This window comes from Phenylobacterium sp., assembly GCF_037138395.1.
Classification (GTDB): Bacteria; Pseudomonadota; Alphaproteobacteria; order Caulobacterales; family Caulobacteraceae; genus Phenylobacterium.
Genome location: NZ_JBAXIM010000063.1, coordinates 1 through 13980, shown reverse-complemented (window position 1 = coordinate 13980; position 13980 = coordinate 1). Strand labels below are relative to the sequence as shown.

Sequence of the window (13980 nt, the reverse complement as noted above, 5' to 3'; positions counted from 1 at the left end):
GGGCTTCGAGGTCGCAGAGCACGAGGTCCGCCGGAGCGCCCCGGGCGAGGCGACCGGATTTCAGTCCCAGGAGGTCGGCGGGCCGGACGGTGACCGCTGCGATCAGGTCGATCAGGGGAATCCGGCCTTCATGGTGGAAGGCCAGCAGGGCCGGCAGGAGGGTCTGGAGGCCGACCGCGCCCGGTGCGGCCTCGGCATATGGCAGGCGCTTGTCCTCAGGCGGCGCGGGGGCATGGGCCGAGACCACAATGTCGATCAGCCCGGTCGCCAGGGCCTCGATCACCGCCTGGCGGTCGTCCTCGCCGCGGACAGGCGGGTCAAGTTTCAGGAAGGTGCGATAGTCGCCGATATCGATCTCGTTGAAGGTCAGGTGGTTGATCGAGGTCGAGGCGAAGACCGGCAGGCCGCGTCGCTTGCCGCGGTCCAGGGACTCCAGGGCGCAGGCGGTGGTGACCTGGTCGGCAAGCAGGCGCGCGCCGGTCAGCTCGACGAGCGCCAGGTCGCGCTCGAGCATGATCTTCTCGGCCTCGGGTGGGGCGCTGGGCAGGCCCATCCGGCCGGCGAACTCCCCCGACGTCGCAGCAGCCCCTTCGCTCAGCCAGGGATCAGCGGGCCGGTGGGCGACCAGCATGCCGAAGCTCCGGGCGTAGTCCAGGACCCGGCGCATGACCTTGGAATTCAGGATCGGCCGGTCAGCGTCGGTGATGTAGACGCAGCCAGCCTCGGCCATGAGGCCGATCTCGGCCATCCGCTCGCCCAGGCAGCCCTGGGTCGCCGCCCCGGCAGGCAGGACGTTGACCAGGCTGGAGTCCCGGGCCCTGCGGCGGATGAAGTCGACGACCGAGGCTTCGTCGATCACGGGGTCGGTGTCGGGCTGGACGACGAAGGTGGTCACCCCGCCCGCCGCCGCAGCCTCCGCCGCAGAACGCAGGGTCTCGCGGGTCTCGAACCCGGGTTCGCCGGTCTTGACCCTGAGGTCGACGAGGCCGGGGATCAGGAGGGCCCCCCGGGCATCGAGGGTCTCGTAATCGGCGCCCACGGCACCGGGGTCTGAGCCTGTGACGATCGTCTCGATGACGCCGTCCCTGACGAAGAGGGCCCCACGGGCGTCCAGGCGCGAAGCCGGGTCGACGATCCTGGCGTTCAGGATGGCCAGGGGACGGTCGGGGGCAGGGCTCACAGCTGGAACCTCTCGAGCCACTTCTCTTCGGCGGGCGGCTGGTAGGCGGCCAGGCCAGCGATGAGCGCCTGGGGATCCTCGCCGAAGATCAGCATGTCGCGGTGCGACTCCCGCAGGAAGCCTTCGCCCACGGCGTGGTCAAGGAAGGTCCGGAGCGGGTCATAGTAGCCCTCGACATTGAGGAAGGCCGCCGGCTTGGCGTGCAGGGCCAGCTGGCCCCAGGTCCAGATCTCGAAGACCTCCTCCAGGGTGCCCGCGCCGCCGGGCAGGGCGATGAAGGCGTCCGAGAGCTCGGCCATGCGCGCCTTTCGCTGGTGCATGGTCTCGACGATTTCCAGTCGCGTCAGGCCGGTGTGTTCCAGCTCCTTGCGGGCGAGGGGACGGGGCAGGACGCCGAAGACCTCGCCCCCAGCCGCCAGGGCAGCATCGGCCGCTGCACCCATGAGGCCCACCTTGGAGCCTCCGTAGACCATGGCGAGTCCGGCCTCGGCCAGGATCCGGCCGGTACGGGCTGCAGCTTCGGCATAGACCGGCCGGTAGCCGGGGCTGGAGCCGCAGAAGATGCAGACGCTGCGCATCAGGCAGTCTCCAGCCGGGCGGCCAGCGCGGCCAGCACCGCCATTCGCGCCGCGACGCCCATCTCCACCTGATCCTGGATCAGGGAGACGGTGAGATCATCGGCGACGTCGGAGTCAATCTCGACACCTCGGTTCATGGGGCCGGGATGCATGACCTTCACATGGTCGGCGGCGGCGCCCAGCTTTTCGCGGTCCAGGCCCCAGAAGCGGAAGTATTCCCGGGGGGAGGGCGCAAAAGCGCCATCCATGCGCTCCAGCTGCAGGCGCAGCATCATCACGACGTCACAGCCGGCTATGCCCTGGCGCAGGTCGTTGAAGACCTCGACTCCCCAGCGATCGGCCTTGGCCGGAATCAGGGTGGGCGGGCCTACCAGCCGGACCTCGGCGCCCATCATCTGCAGGAGGCCGACGTTCGAGCGGGCCACCCGCGAGTGCAGGATGTCGCCACAGATCGCGACCCTGAGGCCGGCGATGTATCCAAAGGCTCGCCGCATGGACAGGGCGTCCAGGAGCGCCTGGGTCGGATGCTCGTGCTGGCCGTCGCCGGCGTTGATTACCGAACAGGACACCTTCTGAGCCAGCAGGGAGGCCGCTCCGGAGGCGCCATGCCGCACAACCAGTATGTCCGGACGCATGGCGTTCAGGGTCACCGCCGTATCGATCAGGGTCTCGCCCTTGGCGATGGAGGACGAGCGGGGGCTCATGTTGATCGTATCGGCGCCCAGGCGTTTGGCCGCCAGCTCGAAGGAGCTCTGCGTCCGGGTCGAGTTCTCGAAGAACAGGTTGATGAGGGTGCGACCCTTGAGCAGGTCGAGCTTCTTTGACGTCTGCCGGTTCAGCTCGACGAAGCCCTCGGCCAGGTCGAGCAGTCCCGCCACCTCGACGGGGTTCAGTTCCAGGACGGAAAGAAAATGCCGGCGGGGGAAGGGGAAGGTCCGACCCAGGACCTCGCTCAGACCTTGCACGGAGCCATTCATTAAAGCGCGGTCTTAGGGGGCTTTCCGGTCCAAGCCAAGGAAAAGCGCCGGGATCAGGCGCCGCGCAGCCGATCGAGGGCGGAATCCAGGATCCAGGCCGCCGCCGCGCGGTCGACGACGGCCGCGCGTTTGCCCCGGGACAGGTCGGCTTCCTGGATCATCGTGCGCTGGACGGCGGCGGTGGAGAGCCGTTCGTCCTGGAAGGCGACCAGGAGGTCTGGGCGCAGGCGCAGGAGGTTCCGCCCAAGGGCCCGGCAGGACTGGCAGCGTGGCCCCTCCGTGCCGTCCATGTTCAGGGGCAGGCCGATCACCAGGGCGGTGGAGCCGCGTTCATCCATCAGCGCAAAAAGGGCGTTCGCGTCGTCAGTGAACTTCGTCCGGCGGATCACCGAATGGGGGGTGGCCACCGTCCAGAGGGCATCGCAGAAGGCGACGCCCAGGGTCTTCTCACCCGCATCCACCCCCGTCAGGGCCCCCTTCCGGGGGAGGGCGGACGGCAGATCGTCGAGATCAAGGACAGGCATTGCGCCTCCTACGCCCAAGACTCGCCGCCTCCAAGACCTGGATCCGGGTCAGGCCTGGTGGTTTAAGACTTTCGGCCGGCTAAGACCCGGGCTGGATTTCGGATCGCGCCGGTTTCCCATGCCCATCGGAGGATGACCCGCCGCGATTGTGAGCTCGGCGTCGGCAGCCGCCGCCCTTGATTTCCACGCCGGAATCCGGCGCCTGAGGGGATGGGCAGGTCGGGCACAGTTTCCGTGATCGTGGTCGGGGCCGGGGTGTTCGGTCTGGCGACGGGGCTTGCCCTTGCCGAGGCAGGGATCAAGGTCCGGCTTGTGGCCGCGCCCCCCCCGGATCTTACCGCCTCCGGCGTGGCGGCGGGGATGCTGGCGCCGGCCTTCGAGATGGCCCTCGACCCCCCAGCGCCCGATGCCCTGGACCTGCTTCTTGCGAGCCGCGACCTTTGGCCGGACCTGGCCGGACGGCTGGGCGTTTCGCTCGACCGTACCGGCGCGGCGGCGATCGGCCCCGAGGCCTGGCTGGACGGGCTTGAGGCGCGCCTCGCCGCCCTCGGGCTTAAGGGCCGGCCCGCCGGGCGGGCGGAGATGGAGGCAATGTCGTCGGGTCTGGGGTCCCGGTTCCCCCGCGCCTTCGTCACGCCACAGGACTGGCGGATCGAACCGCGGGCCGCCCTGCAGGCGATGGCCAGGCGGCTTCAGGACCTGGGCGGGAACCTGGAGATCGGGACCTTTACCCTCCGGGACCTGGAGCATGCCGCAAGCCCCGTCGTGCTGGCCACGGGTGCAGACCGGCGACTGGAGGGCCTGGTGCCGGAACTCGCCGGCCTGTCACCGATCAAGGGTCAGATCCTTTGGCGACCGAGGGGAGTCTCGCCGCCCGTGGGCGTGATCCGTACGCCGGGGGCCTATCTCCTGGGATCGGGCGGCGGGTTGCTGGCCGGGGCGACCATGGAGGTGGGGCGATCGGACCTGGCGGCGGACCTGGAGGCCCAGGCGGAGCTGCGCGGAACCCTGTCAGATATCTTTCCTGCTCTGGCGACGGAGGGTTGGGTCACGCGGGTCGGCGTGCGGGCAGCGAGCCCGGACGGCCTGCCCCTGGCGGGCGCCGCCTCGCGCCCCGGCGTCTTCCTTGCCGTGGGGGCCCGGCGAAATGGCTGGCTACTGGCGCCTCTCGTCGCGAAGATTGTCACTGCAGCGATCACCAGCGAGGATGCCGGCCGTTGGGCCGTACGACTCGATCCCTTGCGGTTTGCGCGACACGGAAATGGGGAGAAATAACTTGAGCGGGTTCGACTTTACCGAGGCCCAGCTGGAGCTGCGCGAGGGCGTCCGGCGGCTCTGCGAGGACTTTGACGCCGACTACTGGCGCCAGGTCGACGAGACCGGCGACTTTCCCGAAGCCTTCGTGTCCGCCATGGCTTCCGGGGGCTGGCTCGGCGCGGCCATGCCCGAGGCCCTGGGTGGGGCCGGCCTGGGACTGACCGAGGCGGCCCTGGTCATGCAGGCCGTGGCAGAGTCCGGGGCGGGCTTTTCCGGCGCCAGCGCGGTGCACCTGAACATCTTCGGTCCCATGCCGATCGTGAAGTTCGGATCGGAGGCCCAGAAGGCCAGCACGATCCCGCGGCTGATCGATGGCCGCGACCGGATGTGCTTTGCCGTCACCGAGCCGGACTCCGGCCTGGATACGGCCAGCCTGACCACCCGTGCCGAACGGCGGGGGAACGGCTGGGTGATCAACGGGCGCAAGGTCTGGACGACCATGGCCCAGAGGGCGAACAAGATCCTGATCATCGCCCGGACGACACCGCGGGATGAGGTCAAGCGGCCCACCGAAGGGCTGAGCCTGTTCTATACCGACTTCGACCGCAGCCGGATCACGGCCACGGTGATCCCCAAGATGGGTCGCAAGGCCATCGAGTCCAACAGCGTCTTCATCGACAACCTCGAGGTCCCGGGCGAGGACCTGGTCGGGGAGGAGGGCAAGGGGTTCGCCTACCTCCTTTCAGGGCTAAACCCCGAACGCGTGCTGATTGGCGCGGAGGCCGTGGGCCTGGGGCGGGCCGCCCTGAAACGCGCGGCGGACTACGCCCGGGAACGTATCGTCTTTGGCCGGCCGATCGGCCAGAACCAGGGCATAGCCCATCCCCTGGCCCGGGCCTGGATGGGACTGGAGGCTGCCAGCCTGATGGCCTTCCGCGCCGCTGCCCTTTTCGATGCCGGAAAGCCCTGCGGTGCAGAGGCCAATGCGGCCAAGTATCTGGGCGGGGAGGCGGGCTTTGCCGCCTGCGAGGCGGCGGTCCTGACCCACGGGGGCATGGGCTACGCCAGGGAATACCATGTCGAGCGGTACTTCCGAGAGGCGATGATTGCCCGCATCGCCCCGGTCAGCCGGGAAATGATCTGCAACTTCATTGCTGAACAGGTGCTGGACCTACCCAAGAGCTACTGATATTAATAGAGTCTTAACTAAGGTAAACGGGCATAGTTAATCCCCCGTTTACCATACCGGGGCACCATCCGGGCATGTCGATCAGTGGAATCAGGGCCGCCGTCCAAACCATCATCCAGCGCGCCAGCGCTGCGACGGGGGTGGACTCTGGCTATTTGATGAAGACGGCCCAGCGGGAGAGTAGCTTCAATCCGACCGCCCGGGCCTCGACCTCCTCGGCCGCCGGGCTCTTCCAGTTCACCGAGCAGACCTGGCTGGCCATGGTCAAGCAGTACGGCGAACGACATGGCCTCGGAGCCTATGCTGACCAGGTACGCAAAACCCCCGAAGGCCGGTACGTCGTCGATGGCGGTGCCCGTCAGGCGGTGCTGGATCTCAGGCTTGACCCCAACGCCGCCTCGGTTATGGCGGGCGAACTGACCTCTCAGAACGGTGCCTACCTCAAGGGGCGGATCGGACGAGAGCCGAACCAAGGTGAGCTTTACATGGCTCACTTCCTGGGACCGATGGGATCGGCCCGCCTGATCGACGCCGTCGAGTCCCAGCCCATGGCGCCTGCCGTCACGCTCTTCCCGGATGCTGCGCGGGCCAATCCGACCATCTTCTACAAGGCGGGGCGTCCCGCGACCGTCCAAGAGGTCTACGCCGACCTCGCCCGGACCGGAGCCGCCACGGTCCCGCTGAAAACGCCCCAGCCCGCCGACTTCATTCAGTACGCCAACAGCCGGGGTGCCGATGTCCAGCGCGAGCAGGAAATGCTGATGACGCTCATCCTGGGTGGCGGTCGAAACTCGGACTCCGACAGCCCGGGCGTGCGCCTGGGCGGCTCCCTGTTCTCGACCGAGATGCTCAGGGTCCTGGCGGACGTCGCTGCAGACCCGAGTTCCGGCCAGAAGCGGTCCGGCGGCCCGACAGGCGGGTGAGCCTGTTGCGTCCGGAGGCTCAGGCCGCAGCACCCGCCGAATAGAGGGCCTCGATCTCTTCGCTGGTGTATCCCAGTTCCCCAAGGACTTCCCGCGTGTGTTGTCCTAAGGTGGGTGGGGCAGGGCGCAGAGTGGCATCAGCGCCTGGGAAGCGGGCCGGGGCCGCCGGTGACCGGAAGCTTCCACCCTGGCCGTCCTCGACATCGACCCAGCCGCCGGCTGCCGCGACCTGAGGGTCGGCCACCACCTCCGCTGGGGTCTGGACGGGGGCCCAGACGAGATCCTCCCCATTAAGGCGGGCTCGGATCGCTTCGAAGGGGAATACGGAAAAGGCCGCCTCAAGTTCCTGGACAAGGGCGGCGCTGTGGATGCGTCGGGAGCGGCCGTTGGCGTACCGTTCATCCTCTGCAAGTTCCGGCCGGCCGCAGGCCCGGGTCAGCGCCTTCCAGTCCGCCCCGCCGCCGCGGGGGTTGAGCACGAACCAGTGGTCGTCGGAACTGCGGTAGAAGTTCGCCAGAGGATCGAAGGGGTCCGTCCGGGGTCGGTTTGAAGCCAGGCGGCCGAAAGCCAGCTGAACTGCCATGTCGGAGGAGACCGTATAGACGCCTGTGGCCAGCAGGGAGGTCTGTACGACCCGGCCCAGGCCCGTCTGGCTGCGCTCGTAGAGGGCGGCCAGTATGGCTGAGACCGTGGCCATGGAGGTGGTGTGATCGCCCACGCCGGTGCGCAGGATGAAGGGATCCGTGCCCTTGGGGGCGTGCATCCGCGCCACGCCCGAGCGTGCCCAGAAGGCCGTGACGTCAAAGCCTGGGAGATGGGCGTCGGGCCCCTCCAGCCCATAGCCGGTGACCATGGCATAGACGAGACGGGGATTGTCCTTTCGCAGGGCGGCTTCATCCAGGCCCGCGCGCTTCAGGGCCGCCGGGCGGACATTGGTGAGGAAGACGTCCGCCGACGCCGCAAGCCGCGCCAGGGCGTCCCGTCCCTCTGGCTTCGAAATATCCAGCACGACCGCGCGCTTGCCCCGGTTGTCGACGGCAAAGGTCGGATTTCCGGCAACGACGTTCTTCGTGTCGGCGAAGACATGGCGCATGGGATCGCCCTCTGGGCGCTCGACCTTGATGACATCGGCACCCCAATCGCCCAGGATACCTGCCGCACCCGGTGCTGCGATGTAGGAAGCAAACTCGACGACTTTCAGTCCCTTGAGCAGCATTTATTCATCCTTGTCTTAGGCTATGGCGACCCGAAATTCGTGTCGAATCACAGCCGATGAAACCCGGTAAAATCTCGTTAAACTTGATGCGCTATTAATCGTGAAGTTGTGAAGTGTAGGCCTTCCGGTGCGTGTGGACAGGCCTTGATTACCCGGGAGGCGGTCATCCGCAGCATTCTGAAAGGTGCCACTCCGGAGGAGCGTGCCAAGGACGCAGAGCAGTTGTGCCTGACCATTGAACGGTCGAGCCTGACGGTCCCCGGGCGGCAGGCTGCCGAGGAGATTCTTCCCATCCTTGCCAGCGATGCGTGCGACCTCGTGCGTCGCGCGCTGTCGGTTACCCTGAAGGCGTCCCCGATCGTTCCCCGCTTCATCGCCATCAAGCTGGCGAAGGATGTGGAGAGCGTCTGCCTGCCCATCCTTTCCGCATCCCCGGTTTTCACCGAGGAAGACCTGATCGAGATCGCTCGGGTCGGCGGCGCCGCCCGACAGGTTGTGATCGCCAAGCGCAAGAAGGTCTCCATCCTCCTGGCGGACTCCATCATCGAAAATGGTGTGGAAAGGGCCATCGAGGCGGTTTGCGCCAACGACAACGCCGAAATTTCAGAGCCGTCCCTGCATCGCGTCGTTGAGCGGTTTCCCAGGTCGGAGACTGTTCTGACCGCCATCGCCTACCGCAAGTGGCTTCCCCTGTCCGTCACGGAGAAGCTGGTCAAGCTGGTCAGCGACTCCGTGCTGGACCATCTGGTCAGTCACCACGAGATTCCTCCGGATATCGCTGTTGCGATCGCAGTCGGGGCCTACGAGCGCGCGACCATCGATCTGGTCGATCAGGCTGGCCTGACCGGAGACCCCGGGAAGTTCGTCTCCCACCTCAACCGCCACCAACGGCTGACTGCATCCCTGCTGCTCCGGTCCCTGGCGAATGGCCACATAACTTTCCTCGAGTATGGGCTCGCCGAGCTGGCCCAGGCACCGCATAGGCGCGCCCGTATGATGGTGCATGACGCCGGTCCCCTGGGGCTTAGGGCCATCTATGAACGGGCCGGCTTGCCCATGCGCCTCCTTCCGGCTTTCCGGGCGGGGCTCGACGCCTGGAAGTCGCTGGAGGCGGAGGGTGGCTTTCTGGATCGCTCCCGCCTCCAGGTCCTGATGCTCGAACGGTTCCTGAGCAGTGACGCTGTCGAGTTTAACGTCCTGCAGGATGACCTTGTCTACCTTCTTGAGCGGCTGGACCCGCGACCAGATGCGACTGCCCAGAGAGCCGCTGAGCAACACCAGTCGGCCTGATGGACCCGTTTCTGAGGGGCTTGCCACCGGCCCAAGTGCGCGATCAACATACCTTCATGACAGACATCGCCCCCGACAGCGCCATCAAGCCTGCAGCCACCATCCTCCTGCTCAGGGATCAACCCGAGTTTGAGGTGCTGATGGTCAAGCGCCATCACCAGATTGACTTTGCGTCGGGCGCTCTGGTCTTCCCCGGTGGCAAGAGCCACGAGCGGGATCACGCGGCGACCTGGGACCAGTTCACCCTGGGCTTTGACGCCTTCGACGAGGTCCAGAGGCCCTTGCGGGTCGCGGCGATCCGTGAGGTCTTTGAGGAGGCTGGAATCCTCCTGGCGAGGACGCCTGACGGCGAGATGTTCCGGGGCGAGGCCGCCCCGATGGACATCCGCAAGGCCGTCGACTCAGGGGATCTGGACTTCCTGGACGTCGTGCGCGACCTGGGCGTACGCCTCGACCTGACGGCTCTCACCGTGTTCGCCCGGTGGATCACACCGCCCCTCACTCCAAAGCGGTTCGACACCTGGTTCTATGCCGTGAGGGCTCCCGAGGACCAGCTTGCCGCTTGCGATGGACGCGAGACCGTGGACGCCGAATGGATCGCGCCCCAACAAGTACTGTCCCTGGCCGACAGTGGTCAGAGGAAGGTGATTTTCCCTACCCGGATGAATGTCCAGCTGCTTGCGGAGGCTTCAAGCGCGGCGGATTGCATCGAGCGCGCCAGCCGCCGCACCCTCGTGACCGTCCTGCCCAAGATCGAGGATCGTCCTGGAGGGAGGGTCCTGACCCTCCCGCCCGAAGCCGGTTACGGAGATGTCGCCGAGCCGCTTGATAGCCTAATTTAGGCGGTATCCCGCTGGCCCGGTTCCGGGCCCTCAGCCTGCGGGGTCAAAGGTTGCGACTTTACCCTTTAGCTCAAGCACGAGGGCCTTTCCGACGGGGTCATCGTCAGTCCGTATGCCGTTCCGCGCCGCCGCCTTGATCGCTTCGACGTGCACCCCGACCAGTGAAATCGGAGCTACCATGCGTCTCTCGGCGCTGTCGATCAGCCGGCAAAGTGTTCCTGCGATCTGCGAAATGATCGGAAACCCGTAGGTCGCCCCAAGTCCCTTCAGGTCGTGAGCGCAGTGATACAGCGCTTCCATGTTTTCCTCACTCCGCCCCTGGGATTGGACGGCCGACATGGCTGCGTCCATGCGGGTGATCTCGATCCCGAGCCATTCGTCGAAGTTCACCGCCATGGCGGCAAGGGCAGCCTCGGCGCGGGCGACGGCGTTGGGGTCGATGCGGAGACGTCTTGGGCTGGCGGTCGACATGGGAGGTAACTGTACCCTCGGGCGGACAACGTCATAACCGTGACACAGTCCGGTTAACGACCGGTGGAAGGATTAGACGGAAAACTGCTCGGCAAGCACCCGCTCCTGCAGGCCTCTGCCAGCGTCGAAAAGCATGGTCATCGAGGCTGCCGTGTCCTCGGCGACACTGACTTTAACCACGTCCCGCACCTCGAAGTTGTCCGCCACTGCGCTGACAGGGCGCTTGTCGGGGTCGAGAACCTGGAAGCAGACCTGGGCCGCGTGAGGCAGCAGGGCTCCGCGCCAGCGGCGGGGCCGGAAGGCGCTGATGGGCGTCAAAGCCAGGACACGGGCCTCCAGGGGAACGATGGGGCCGTGGGCGGACAGGTTGTATGCCGTCGATCCCGCGGGTGTGGCCACAAGCGCACCATCGCAGGACAACTCCTCCAGGCGGACAGTCCCGTCGATCACGATCCGCAGCTTGGCCGTCTGCCGGGTCTGGCGAAGGAGTGAGACCTCGTTCACCGCCATGGCCGTGAAGCTTTGTCCCGAGCTGTCCACAGCGGTCATGGTGAGGGGGTGGATTTCTGCGTGTTCCGCAGCGGCGATCCTGTCCGTGAGGCCAGTCTCCGAGAAGTCATTCATGAGGAAGCCGACCGACCCCCGGTTCATACCGTAGATCGGCACCCGACGCGCCAGGGGAAGGTGCAAGACCTCGAGCATGAAGCCGTCGCCGCCAAGGGCCACAATGACCTCGGCGTCTTCCGGAGATACGCCGCCATAGCGCTTTGCGAGGCTGTTCTGGGCGGCCACCGCTTCAGGTCGGTCGCTGCTCAGGAAGGCAAGGCGCATGGGCATTCCAACGATCGCAGAGGACAGGAAGGGCATGAGCGCAGGATCGCCCGGGAAGTCAAACCTGACCGGGTCAGAGGGCGGCCACGCCCTTGCGGAAGGCCGATACCGCCACGCCCGGGCCAAGCTGGGCCAGAGTTGCGGTCGCCTTGCGCACCGCTTCGTCGTCGCCCCCGGGCCGGCCCTTGTTGATGTCCCTGAGCAAGCTAAGAATGGCCGGGAAGGCGGTCTTATCGAGGCCGATGGCAGCGCAGGCCATGGCGAGTAATTCCGGCGACCCGGACTGGATCGTCTTGCGGATATCCATGGGATCGAAACGGCCCAGCGTCGCCAGGATAGACACGAACATGGAAAGCCGCTTTTCCCTCAGGGCCTTGATGAGGTGACCCGGCCGGAGTTCGCCGGCCATGTCGAGCTTGGCGATGAGCTTCCGTTCCCGCCGCTCTTCTTCGGTCTCCCCCAAAGGAATTGTCTGCGTCTGCCCCCCTGGGATTCCGGCTCGGGCTTCGCGGACGGACTGGTTGAGGGCCCGGTCCAGGGCCTGGACGTCTAGTTTGAACTTTTCCCCGAGGGACTTCCGCAGAGTGTCGCCGACCCAGGCGTAGAGATAGCCAGCCAGTTCGTCGTTGAGGCCGACATGCCCTGCCAGGGGGGTGCGCAGGGATTCCACCTTTTCGGCTTTCTGGATAAGTTCATAGAGGTGATCAAGGGTCACGTCAGCGGACGGATTGTTGACCAGTGCGGTCATCACCTCTGCAACAGAGCCCTTGACGATCGCATCGACGATGAGCGCGCTGATATCTGGCCGCCGCGCCACCTCGACCTGGTGCTCAAGGGTGGCCTCGACGAGGATGCGGATGAGGTCCGGATCCTGGAGGATAGGGCTCTTCGCGATGATCGGGCGCGCGATCTCGATATCGTCGAAGGACAGGATGTTGATCATGGCGGCCGGTGCCCAGTCCGACATACAGATCTTGTCGGCAAGCCGCAGCCGGATGTCATGCTCCGCCTGGAATACGAGATCGAAGAAGACCTGGGAAAGAAGGGCCTGGATCCTGGGATTGTCTAGGTCTTCTCTATTGTCATTGCAGAGATCGACGAGTTCCAGGAGTAGGCGCTCACGATCTCCCTTATCACGGCTCTTCGCGAGCCGCATGACGTCGTCCAACCTGCCGCGCAACAGCAATTTGCCCCGCAAGACCTACACCCCGAGTCAGAGCCTGCTAAACGGTTTGGCTCGCGAGTCACTCCAGAACGCACGCACCGATGAACCCGCTTAACCGTCCTGAGTAACACGCACGAAAAGCTAAACCAAAAGTTGAGGCCTGTCATGAGCGCACCGGTAATTCTTTCCCTTGATCAGGGAACCACTTCGACCCGAGCCATCCTCTTTGACACAGCGGGTACCGAAATCGCCTCGGCTTCACAAAGCCTTGAGCAGCACTATCCGGGCGACGGGTGCGTCGAGCATGACGCCAGGGAGATTATCACGGCGTCGAAGGCCGTCCTGCGCGAGGCTTTAGAACGCGCAGGCTGCAAGGCCGGCGATGTCGCGGCCATCGGGGTCACCAATCAGCGGGAAACCGTCGTGGTCTGGGACCGCCGCACCGGAGAGCCCGTCAGCCGGGCCCTTGTCTGGCAGGACCGTCGCACGGTACCCGCCTGCGATGCGCTCCGGCAACGGGGGGTTGAACCGAGGGTGACGGCCCTGACCGGGCTTTTGCTCGACCCCTATTTCTCGGGCACCAAGCTCGCCTGGATCCTCGACAGCCAACCCGGCCTTCGGGCGCGTGCGGAGGCCGGTGATCTGCTCGCGGGCACCATGGATTGCTGGGTGATCTGGAACCTGACCGGCGGCGCAGTCCATGCGACCGACGCCACGAACGCCTCCCGCACCCTGCTCTTCGACATCCATGCCCAGGACTGGTCGGATGAACTCCTTGACCTGTTCCGCGTACCCCGGCCCCTGTTGCCAAGGGTCCTGGACTGCGCAGCCGACTACGGGTCGACCCTGCCGGAAATCCTGGGGGCACCGGTCGCGATCCGCGGCGTCGCGGGGGACCAGCAGGCGGCGCTCATGGGTCAGGGCTGTATCCACCCCGGGGAGATGAAGGCGACCTTCGGCACGGGCTGCTTCCTGCTGCTGAACACCGGAGAGACGGCACCCGTGTCCTCGACGCGTCTCCTGACCACGGTGGCGGCCCGATTGGGGGGGAGGGCGACCTATGCGCTGGAGGGCTCTATCTTTGTGGCCGGTGCCGCCTTGCAGTGGATCAACGAGGGGCTCGCGGTTCCTGGCGGCGGGGCCGAGGTCGAGGCCCTGGCCCGCCAGGCCCGTCCGGGTCACGGCGTGACCCTGGTTCCAGCCTTCACGGGCCTGGGCGCTCCATGGTGGGATCCTGACGCCCGGGGCGCCCTGTTGGGCATGACCCGGGATACAGGACTTGCCGAGATCGCCGATGCGGCCTTCGAGGCCGCGGCCTTCCAGACCCGGGATCTCATCGAGGCCATGCGCCTCGATGCCGCCTCGGCCTTCGGTCCGGAAGCCGAGCTCAGGGTCGATGGCGGCATGTCGCGGTCGGCCTGGTTCTGCCAGAAGCTTGCCGACCTGACCCGCGTGCCTGTGGGCCGCGCCGCTTACGAGGAGACCACGGCCCTTGGCGCCGCCCTCTTTGCAGGCATTGGATGTGGGCTCTACCCCG

14 protein-coding genes are annotated in these 13980 nt (G+C 66.3%); 6 read left to right on the top strand and 8 right to left on the bottom strand.

Translation table 11 applies throughout. The annotated features are described in order from the left end of the window. From WCJ52_RS06870 to ruvX, 4 genes are all read right to left on the bottom strand, one after another. Positions 1–1180: amidohydrolase family protein (locus tag WCJ52_RS06870; protein ID WP_336902562.1), on the bottom strand; the 1180-nt coding region annotated here is incomplete at its 3' end. Continuing rightward, positions 1177–1758, bottom strand: a complete 582-nt coding sequence (locus WCJ52_RS06865; protein WP_336902561.1) for a TIGR00730 family Rossman fold protein — start codon at positions 1756–1758, stop codon at positions 1177–1179. The genes WCJ52_RS06865 and WCJ52_RS06870, both read right to left, overlap by 4 nt. After that, positions 1758–2735: an aspartate carbamoyltransferase catalytic subunit gene (locus tag WCJ52_RS06860; RefSeq protein ID WP_336902560.1), complete on the bottom strand. Its 978-nt coding sequence runs from the start codon at positions 2733–2735 to the stop codon at positions 1758–1760. Before WCJ52_RS06860 ends, WCJ52_RS06865 begins: the two co-directional genes overlap by 1 nt. Positions 2736–2788: 53 nt before the next feature. Next, positions 2789–3259 carry a Holliday junction resolvase RuvX gene (gene ruvX, locus WCJ52_RS06855; protein WP_336902559.1) on the bottom strand — a complete coding sequence of 157 codons (471 nt, stop codon included), beginning with the start codon at positions 3257–3259 and terminating at the stop codon, positions 2789–2791. Between the two features lie 210 nt (positions 3260–3469). Here ruvX and WCJ52_RS06850 point away from each other — a divergent pair, with 210 nt between their 5' ends. The 3 genes from WCJ52_RS06850 (at position 3470) to WCJ52_RS06840 (ending at position 6628) form a co-directional block, all read left to right on the top strand. Further along, positions 3470–4534, top strand: coding sequence for an FAD-dependent oxidoreductase (locus WCJ52_RS06850; protein ID WP_336902558.1), 1065 nt, complete (start codon positions 3470–3472; stop codon positions 4532–4534). Position 4535: 1 nt separating this feature from the next. Continuing rightward, positions 4536–5705 carry an acyl-CoA dehydrogenase family protein gene (locus WCJ52_RS06845; protein ID WP_336902557.1) on the top strand — a complete coding sequence of 390 codons (1170 nt, stop codon included), beginning with the start codon at positions 4536–4538 and terminating at the stop codon, positions 5703–5705. 74 nt (positions 5706–5779) lie between these two features. Next, positions 5780–6628, top strand: a complete 849-nt coding sequence (locus tag WCJ52_RS06840; RefSeq protein ID WP_336902556.1) for a transglycosylase SLT domain-containing protein — start codon at positions 5780–5782, stop codon at positions 6626–6628. A gap of 19 nt (positions 6629–6647) precedes the next feature. Here WCJ52_RS06840 and WCJ52_RS06835 read toward each other — a convergent pair whose 3' ends face one another. Then, positions 6648–7844 (bottom strand): CoA transferase, encoded by a 1197-nt coding sequence (locus WCJ52_RS06835; RefSeq protein ID WP_336902555.1) that lies wholly within the window; start codon positions 7842–7844, stop codon positions 6648–6650. A 144-nt stretch (positions 7845–7988) separates the two neighbouring features. Here WCJ52_RS06835 and WCJ52_RS06830 point away from each other — a divergent pair, with 144 nt between their 5' ends. Together WCJ52_RS06830 and WCJ52_RS06825 are read left to right on the top strand one after the other, a co-directional pair. After that, positions 7989–9134 (top strand): DUF2336 domain-containing protein, encoded by a 1146-nt coding sequence (locus WCJ52_RS06830; RefSeq protein ID WP_336902554.1) that lies wholly within the window; start codon positions 7989–7991, stop codon positions 9132–9134. 56 nt (positions 9135–9190) lie between these two features. Further along, the gene (locus tag WCJ52_RS06825; protein ID WP_336902553.1) at positions 9191–9976 is read left to right on the top strand and encodes an NUDIX hydrolase; all 786 of its coding nucleotides are present in this window, start codon (positions 9191–9193) and stop codon (positions 9974–9976) included. Between the two features lie 30 nt (positions 9977–10006). Here WCJ52_RS06825 and WCJ52_RS06820 read toward each other — a convergent pair whose 3' ends face one another. The 3 genes from WCJ52_RS06820 to WCJ52_RS06810 all read right to left on the bottom strand — a co-directional run bounded on the left by WCJ52_RS06820 (position 10007) and on the right by WCJ52_RS06810 (position 12434). Beyond that, a complete protein-coding gene (locus tag WCJ52_RS06820) occupies positions 10007–10447 on the bottom strand; it encodes an Hpt domain-containing protein (protein ID WP_336902552.1) in 441 nt (146 codons plus the stop codon). 72 nt (positions 10448–10519) lie between these two features. Next, complete coding sequence (locus WCJ52_RS06815; protein ID WP_336902563.1) at positions 10520–11284, bottom strand: NAD kinase; 765 nt, start codon at positions 11282–11284, stop codon at positions 10520–10522. A 67-nt stretch (positions 11285–11351) separates the two neighbouring features. Further along, positions 11352–12434 (bottom strand): DUF2336 domain-containing protein, encoded by a 1083-nt coding sequence (locus tag WCJ52_RS06810; protein ID WP_336902551.1) that lies wholly within the window; start codon positions 12432–12434, stop codon positions 11352–11354. Between the two features lie 174 nt (positions 12435–12608). Between WCJ52_RS06810 and glpK the strand changes: the two genes are divergently transcribed. Next, positions 12609–13980, top strand: a 1372-nt coding sequence (gene glpK, locus WCJ52_RS06805) for a glycerol kinase GlpK (protein ID WP_336902550.1), incomplete at its 3' end; no start/stop codon positions are given.

Excerpts from the sequence above, each read along its gene's own strand:
- WCJ52_RS06835 (WP_336902555.1), bottom strand. The coding sequence starts at position 7,844 with ATGCTGCTCAAGGGACTGAAAGTCGTCGAGTTTGCTTCCTACATCGCA.
- WCJ52_RS06860 (WP_336902560.1), bottom strand. The coding sequence starts at position 2,735 with ATGAATGGCTCCGTGCAAGGTCTGAGCGAGGTCCTGGGTCGGACCTTC.
- WCJ52_RS06815 (WP_336902563.1), bottom strand. The coding sequence starts at position 11,284 with ATGCCCATGCGCCTTGCCTTCCTGAGCAGCGACCGACCTGAAGCGGTG.
- WCJ52_RS06850 (WP_336902558.1), top strand. The coding sequence starts at position 3,470 with ATGGGCAGGTCGGGCACAGTTTCCGTGATCGTGGTCGGGGCCGGGGTG.
- WCJ52_RS06820 (WP_336902552.1), bottom strand. The coding sequence starts at position 10,447 with ATGTCGACCGCCAGCCCAAGACGTCTCCGCATCGACCCCAACGCCGTC.
- WCJ52_RS06810 (WP_336902551.1), bottom strand. The coding sequence starts at position 12,434 with ATGCGGCTCGCGAAGAGCCGTGATAAGGGAGATCGTGAGCGCCTACTC.
- ruvX (WP_336902559.1), bottom strand. The coding sequence starts at position 3,259 with ATGCCTGTCCTTGATCTCGACGATCTGCCGTCCGCCCTCCCCCGGAAG.
- WCJ52_RS06825 (WP_336902553.1), top strand. The coding sequence starts at position 9,191 with ATGACAGACATCGCCCCCGACAGCGCCATCAAGCCTGCAGCCACCATC.
- WCJ52_RS06865 (WP_336902561.1), bottom strand. The coding sequence starts at position 1,758 with ATGCGCAGCGTCTGCATCTTCTGCGGCTCCAGCCCCGGCTACCGGCCG.
- WCJ52_RS06840 (WP_336902556.1), top strand. The coding sequence starts at position 5,780 with ATGTCGATCAGTGGAATCAGGGCCGCCGTCCAAACCATCATCCAGCGC.